The sequence below is a fragment of the Streptomyces sp. MB09-02B genome (assembly GCF_033794485.1).
In the GTDB taxonomy this organism is placed as follows: domain Bacteria; phylum Actinomycetota; class Actinomycetes; order Streptomycetales; family Streptomycetaceae; genus Streptomyces.
Genome location: NZ_JARGEE010000603.1, coordinates 1 through 4,218 on the forward strand (window position 1 = coordinate 1; position 4,218 = coordinate 4,218).

4 protein-coding genes are annotated in these 4,218 nt (G+C 68.8%); 1 reads left to right on the forward strand and 3 read right to left on the reverse strand.

Features of this window, described 5'->3' with window-relative positions; translation table 11 throughout:
- The first annotated feature begins 585 nt into the window (after window positions 1-585).
- Window positions 586-1,581, forward strand: coding sequence for a tryptophan--tRNA ligase (gene trpS / locus P1P70_RS41490; RefSeq protein ID WP_319247201.1), 996 nt, complete (start codon window positions 586-588; stop codon window positions 1,579-1,581).
- Between the two features lie 12 nt (window positions 1,582-1,593).
- Here the strand turns inward: trpS and proC are convergent, their stop codons facing one another.
- The 3 genes from proC to P1P70_RS41505 all read right to left on the reverse strand — a co-directional run bounded on the left by proC (window position 1,594) and on the right by P1P70_RS41505 (window position 4,204).
- Window positions 1,594-2,406 carry a pyrroline-5-carboxylate reductase gene (gene proC, locus P1P70_RS41495; RefSeq protein ID WP_045562668.1) on the reverse strand — a complete coding sequence of 271 codons (813 nt, stop codon included), beginning with the start codon at window positions 2,404-2,406 and terminating at the stop codon, window positions 1,594-1,596.
- Between the two features lie 113 nt (window positions 2,407-2,519).
- Window positions 2,520-3,422, reverse strand: coding sequence for an ABC transporter permease (locus tag P1P70_RS41500; protein WP_319247202.1), 903 nt, complete (start codon window positions 3,420-3,422; stop codon window positions 2,520-2,522).
- On the reverse strand, window positions 3,419-4,204 hold the full coding sequence (locus P1P70_RS41505; RefSeq protein ID WP_319247204.1) for an ABC transporter ATP-binding protein: 786 nt from the start codon (window positions 4,202-4,204) through the stop codon (window positions 3,419-3,421). Before P1P70_RS41505 ends, P1P70_RS41500 begins: the two co-directional genes overlap by 4 nt.
- Window positions 4,205-4,218: the final 14 nt, after the last annotated feature.

Below are 4,218 nucleotides of genomic sequence, written 5' to 3' on the forward strand. Positions count from 1 at the left end.
ACTCTATCAGACCGTTTCCGGTTCCGATTTCCTCGGTGCTTTCCAGGTTCCCGCTTCCGCGTTTCCGCTTCTGCGTTTCCCTTTCCGGCGGTTCCGACTCTATCAGATCCTTTCGGGCCTGATTCCCAGTCAGCGGGAGTTGCCTTCACGGCTGTTGGGCCGTTCCGACGAGTGAGACTTTAGCGGATTCCCGGCTCCCGAGCTAATCGGGGGCTACGTCCTTTCGAACGCGGATTCCTCATTTCGCAAATACGCATACCAAGGGCACGACGACGGATCGTCGATTGTTGATGGTTACCTGCGGAATGGCTGTCCGGGGACCAACCGAGGTCGGCGCTCACGTCGGACAACCCGGAGAACACTACGCATCGGCTCGGGGTGTGTCAACTCGCTGCCGATCGGCCCCTCGCGGGCGTAGCCTGGGCTCCATGACTACGCGTACGTGTCGCCAGCAGTGGTGGGCCGCCTGACGGCGGCCGTACTCACGTATGTACTCAACGGCCGCCGCCCTGGCGGCCGTTCTCGTTTCTCCCTCCTGGGAGGTCGGCCGCACGGTGGCGGCGGCCCCGATCAGGAGGTGGAGAGATGACACGGGTCTTCAGCGGGATCAAGCCGACAGGGCATCTGACGCTGGGGAACTACCTGGGCGCCGTGCGGCGGTGGGCCGAGGTCGACCAGCACCGGACGGACGCCCTGTTCTGCGTCGTGGACCTGCACGCGCTGACCGTGGACCACGATCCGGCCCGGGTGCGCAGACTCACCCGGCAGGCGGCGACGCTTCTGCTGGCGTCAGGGCTGGATCCCGAGCTGTGCACCGTCTTCGTACAGAGTCATGTGGATGAGCACGCTCGGCTCTCGTATCTGCTGGAGTGCGTGGCCACGGACGGCGAGATGCGGCGGATGATCCAGTACAGGGAGAAGGCCGCACGGGAGCGGGAGCGGGGCGGAAGTGTCCGGCTGTCGCTGCTGACGTATCCGGTGCTGATGGCGGCGGACATCCTGGCGTACGGGACCGACGAAGTGCCGGTCGGGGACGACCAGACGCAGCATGTGGAGCTGACGCGGGACCTGGCGGTGCGCTTCAACCAGCGGTACGGGCAGACGTTCGTGGTGCCTCGGGCCACCTCGCCGAAGGTCGGGGCGCGGGTGATGAACCTTCAGGACCCGACGTCGAAGATGGGGAAGACGGACGACGTCGGACCGGGGATCGTCTATCTGCTGGACGAACCGGATGTGGTGCGGAAGAAGGTCATGCGCGCCGTGACCGACAGCGGGCGGGACGTCGTGTACGACCGGGAGCAGCGGCCGGGGCTCGCGAATCTGCTGGAGATCCTCGCTGCCTGCGAGGGTGGGAACCCCGACGACCTGAGCGGTGTATATGAATCGTACGGAGCACTGAAGAAGGACACCGCAGAGGCCGTGGTCGAGCTCCTCAGGCCCGTACAGGAGAGGCACAAGGAGTTGTGCGCGGATCCTGCGTATGTGGAGGGGGTGCTGCGGATGGGTGCGGCGAAGGCCAGAGAGATGGCTCGGCCGAGGGTGGATGAGGCGTACCGGGCGATCGGTCTGCTGGCCGGCTGACCGCGCGGGGCGTCAGTCCTTCTTGCCGGAGGCCAGTGCGCGGCTGCGGTCGCGGGCGGCCTCCAGGGCGGCGATCAGTGCGGCGCGTACTCCGTGGTTCTCGAGTTCGCGGATGGCGCTGATCGTCGTGCCGGCGGGAGAGGTGACGTTCTCGCGGAGCTTGACGGGGTGTTCGCCGCTGTCGCGGAGCATCGTGGCCGCGCCGATGGCGGACTGGACGATCAGGTCGTGGGCCTTGTCCCGGGGCAGCCCAAGGAGGATGCCCGCGTCCGTCATGGCTTCGACCAGGTAGAAGAAGTACGCCGGGCCGGAGCCGGAGAGGGCGGTGCAGGCGTCCTGCTGGGACTCGGGGACGCGGAGCGTCTTGCCGACGGCGCCGAAGATCTCCTCGGCGTGCGCGAGGTCGGCCTCACTCGCGTGGCTGCCCGCGGAGATCACGGACATGGCCTCGTCGACGAGGGCGGGGGTGTTCGTCATGACACGGACGACAGGAGTGCCTGCGGCCAGGCGCTCCTCGAAGAAGGAGGTGGGGATGCCTGCCGCGCCGCTGACGACCAGACGGTCGGCGGGCGTGTGCGGGGCCAGTTCATCGAGAAGAGTGGCCATGTCCTGAGGCTTGACCGTGAGGATGAGCGTGTCCGCGGTCTTCGCCGCCTCGGCGTTGGTGACCGGGGTGACGCCGTAGCGGGTGCGGAGTTCTTCGGCGCGCTCGGGGCGGCGGGCGGTGACCAGGAGGTCCGCGGGCGCCCAGCCGGCTCGGATCATGCCGCTGAGCAGGGCCTCGCCGATCTTGCCGGTGCCGAGGACTGCGACTTTCTGGCTCATGGTGCGGGTGCCCTCCGGGGGGTGCGTCGTCCTGGGGCCATCCTCGCACCGGGGGCGGACGTCCGGCTGGCGTGTCCGGTGGGCGGAACGTCAGGGCATGTGCTCGGGGGTCGCTAGGTCGTGCGGCGGCGCAGGGTCGCCGCTCCCAGGGTCAGGACCAGCAGGGCACAGCCGGCGACGACCGTGATGTCACGGACAAAGGTGGCGGTCATGTCGCTGTGCAGCAGGACTTCGTTCATGCCGTCGACGGCGTACGACATGGGGAGGACGTTGGAGATGGCTTCCAGGGCGGGGTGCATCTCGGGGCGTGGGGTGAACAGGCCGCAGAGGAGGAGCTGGGGGAAGATCACGGCCGGCATGAACTGCACGGCCTGGTACTCGGAGGAGGCGAAGGCCGAGACGAAGAGCCCGAGGGCGGTGCCCAGCAGTGCGTCGAAGAGGGCGACGATCAGGAGGAGCCAGGGTGAGCCGGTGACGTCCAGGTCGAGGAACCAGACGGCCAGACCGGTGGCGAGGGCGGACTGGATGATCGCCAGGGTGCCGAAGGCCAGGGCGTAGCCGGCGATGAGGTCTCCCTTGCCCAGGGGCATGGAGAGGAGGCGTTCCAGGGTGCCGGAGGTGCGTTCGCGCAGGGTCGCGATCGAGGTCACCAGGAACATCGTGATCAGCGGGAAGATGCCGAGGAGTGAGGCGCCGATGGAGTCGAAGACGCGTGGGTTGCCGTCGAAGACGTAGCGGAGCAGGAAGAGCATCAGGCACGGGATGAGGAGCAGTAGGGCGATCGTGCGGGGGTCGTGGCCGAGTTGGCGGAGGACTCGGGCCGCGGTGGCGGTCGTGCGGGCGTAGCTCAGAGCCCTGGTGTGGCGGGCCGTGGGTGCGACGGAGTCGCTTGTCCTCGGGTGCCGGTTCGTCGCGTTCCTCTGCTCCGGCTGCTTCGGCTCCGTTTGCTTCGGCTGGGTGTGCTTCGGCTGCGTCTGCTTCTTCGTGGGCGGGTCCGCGTTCGGCGTCGTGGTCATCGCGTCGGCTCCTTCTCGTGGGTGTCGGTCGTGGCCTGGGTCGGGGTTTCGGCCGTGGATGCGGCGGCCTCGTCGACGAGGTGGAGGAAGGCCGCCTCGACCGTTTCCGTGTGGGTGCGGGTGCGGAGGGCGTCGGGGGTGTCGTCGGCGAGGACCTCGCCCTCGCGCATGAGGAGGAGGCGGTGGCAGCGCTCGGCCTCGTCCATGACGTGGGAGGAGATCAGGAGTGTGGCCCGGCGCTCGGCTGCGATGGTGTCGAAGAGGGTCCAGAGTTCGCGGCGGAGTACGGGGTCGAGGCCGACGGTGGGCTCGTCGAGGACCAGGAGTTCGGGGGTGCCGAGGAGGGCCACGGCCAGGGAGACGCGGCTGCGTTGGCCGCCGGAGAGGTTGCCGGCGAGGGCGTCGGCGTGGGTGGTGAGGGCCACGTCGGCGATGGCCCGGGTGACGTTCTCGTCGCGGCGGTCGGCGGCGGCGCGGCCGGGGTCGAGGACCGCGGCGAAGTAGGCGAGGTTCTGGCGGACGGTCAGGTCGTCGTAGACCGAGGGGGCCTGGGTGACGTAGCCGATGCGGGAGCGGAGGGTGGCGTCGCCTGCGGGTCGGCCGAGGACGTTCAGGGTGCCGGTGACCTTGGCCTGCGTGCCGACGACGGCTCGCATCAGGGTCGATTTGCCGCAACCCGAAGGGCCGAGAAGACCGGTGATCTGGCCTGGGTGGACGGCGAAGTCGAGGTTGCGGAGGACTGTGCGGGGGCCTCGGGCGACGGTGAGGCCCTGGGCGTGGATGGCGGGGCGAGGAA